The organism is Propionivibrio sp., from assembly GCF_016790145.1.
In the GTDB taxonomy this organism is placed as follows: Bacteria; Pseudomonadota; Gammaproteobacteria; order Burkholderiales; family Rhodocyclaceae; genus Propionivibrio.
The window spans coordinates 1-2,378 of record NZ_JAEUOI010000212.1 but is presented as its reverse complement, the minus strand read 5'-3'; the positions used below and the strand labels follow the sequence as shown (position 1 = coordinate 2,378).

The 2,378-nt window shown below is 60.7% G+C and carries 1 protein-coding gene; it reads left to right on the top strand.

All coding sequences use genetic code 11. From position 1 onward, the window contains the following. A partial coding sequence (locus JNM42_RS17255) for a bifunctional TVP38/TMEM64 family protein/FAD-dependent oxidoreductase (protein ID WP_294273103.1) occupies positions 1 to 2,077 on the top strand: 2,077 nt, incomplete at its 5' end. Between the last annotated feature and the right edge of the window lie 301 nt (positions 2,078 to 2,378).

Genomic DNA, 2,378 nt, shown 5'->3' with positions numbered 1-2,378 from the left:
CGGACTCGAGCGCTTTCTGAGCCTCGACTATTTCAAGAGCCAGCAGGCGGCGATCGAGACCTGGCGAGCCGCACAACCGATGACCGCGGCGCTGCTCTTTTTCGTCGCCTCCGTCGCCGTCACCGGCTTGTCACTCCCTGGCGCAGCGGTGATGACGCTGGTCGGCGGCGCGGTGTTTGGTCTGCTCTGGGGATTGCTGCTGGTTTCCTTTGCCTCGTCGGTGGGCGCTACCCTGGCTTTTCTGGCCTCGCGTTTTCTGCTGCGCGACTGGGTGCAGCAGCACTTCGGTGAGCGGCTGCGCGCGATCAATGCCGGGGTCAGCAGGGAAGGCGGTTTTTATCTCTTTACGCTGCGCCTGGTTCCCGTCTTCCCCTTCGTTGTCATCAACCTGCTGATGGGGCTGACGCCATTGAAGACGCGGACTTTCTACTGGGTGAGCCAGCTCGGGATGCTGGCCGGCACGCTGGTTTATGTGAATGCCGGAACGCAACTGGCGAAAATTCAGTCCCTGTCGGGAATCCTCTCGCCCGGCCTGCTCGGCTCCTTCGTGCTGCTCGGCATTTTTCCCTTGATGGCCAAGAAGATCGTCGAGGCCCTGGCGGCAAAGAAGGTTTATGCCCGATGGCAGAAGCCGGCGCACTTCCAGCGCAACCTGATTGTCATCGGCGGCGGTTCGGCCGGGCTGGTGACCGCCTATATCGCTGCGGCGGTCAAGGCGAAAGTCACCCTCATCGAAAAACACAAGCTCGGCGGCGACTGCCTGAACACCGGCTGCGTACCGTCCAAGGCGCTCATTCGCTCGTCCAAACTGCTCTCGCACATGAAACGTTCGCAGGAATTCGGAATCCGCGAGGCCACGGCGCGCTTCGACTTCGCCGAGGTCATGGAACGCGTACAGCGGGTGATCAAGAGCGTCGCGCCGCACGATTCAGTTGAACGTTACACCAGCCTCGGCGTCGAGGTAATCGAAGGAAGCGCCAGGCTGGTTTCACCGTGGGAAGTCGATGTCGTTCGTAACAACGGCGAGCGCGAACGGCTGTCGGCGCGCAGCATCGTCATTGCCACCGGCGCGCGCCCCTTCGTCCCCCCGATTCCGGGCATCGAGGACGTCGGCTACCTGACCTCGGATAACGTCTGGGAGTTGCGCGAACTACCGAAACGACTCGTCGTTCTTGGCGGCGGACCGATTGGCTCGGAGCTGACGCAGGCCTTCGCCCGCTTCGGCGCCAGCGTCACCCAGGTGGAAATGCTGCCGCGCCTGCTGATGCGCGAAGACCCGGAGGTTTCCGAACATGTCATGCAGCGCTTCCGCGCCGAAGGCATCGATGTGCGGGTCGAGCACACGGCGAAAAAGTTCCTTGTCGAGGGCGGCGAGAAAATCCTGATCGCCGAACATCAGGGCAAGGAGCTGCACATTCCCTTCGATGCCGTACTCGTTGCCGTCGGCCGCGCCGCCAACCTCAAGGGCTACGGGCTCGAGGAACTGGGCATCAGCGCCAATCGCAGCATCGAAACCAACGAGTTCCTGCAGACGAACTATCCCAACATCTACGCCGCCGGCGATGTCGCCGGTCCTTTCCAGTTCACCCATACGGCAGCCCACCAGGCCTGGTACGCGGCAGTCAATGGACTCTTTGACCCGTTCAGGAAATTCCGCGTCGATTATTCGGTGATCCCGTGGGCCACGTTCATTGAGCCCGAAGTGGCGCGCGTTGGGCTCAATGAACTCGAAGCCAATGAACAAAAAATCGCCTTTGAAGTAACGCGCTACGACATCGAAGATCTCGACCGGGCGATTGCCGACAGCGAGGCGCACGGCTTCGTCAAGGTGCTCACCGAACCCGGAAAGGACAAAATTCTCGGTGTCACCATCGTCGGCGAACACGCTGGCGACCTGATTGCCGAGTATGTGCTGGCAATGCGCTACGGCATTGGCCTGAACAGGATTCTCGGCACCATCCACATCTATCCGACAATGGCCGAAGCCAACAAGTACGCCGCAGGCAACTGGAAAAAGGCGCATGCACCGCAGAAGCTGCTGGCCTGGGTGAGCCGTTTCCACCGCTGGCGATTGTAACGAAGTATCTGAATACGCTTTGGGCAAGCAGCCTGCAGAGCAGGCAGGACGGCTATCTTCAGCATGGCAAAAGACCCACCACCTGCGATCGGCGTACTATACGGAAAAATTGAATCCGACAGGCGTGCGAGAGAAAGCATGAGTGCAAAATGAGCGGGAGCGCTCATCGACGTCTGGATGACCGCCACCGCCTTGCTCAATGAGGCCGGGGAGATGTATGCGATTGCCACGACGGAGCGAGTTGGGGAGTCGACCGACCGATTGCCGGGTGCTCGCTTGTAGCAAATCCTCTAGGGGACGC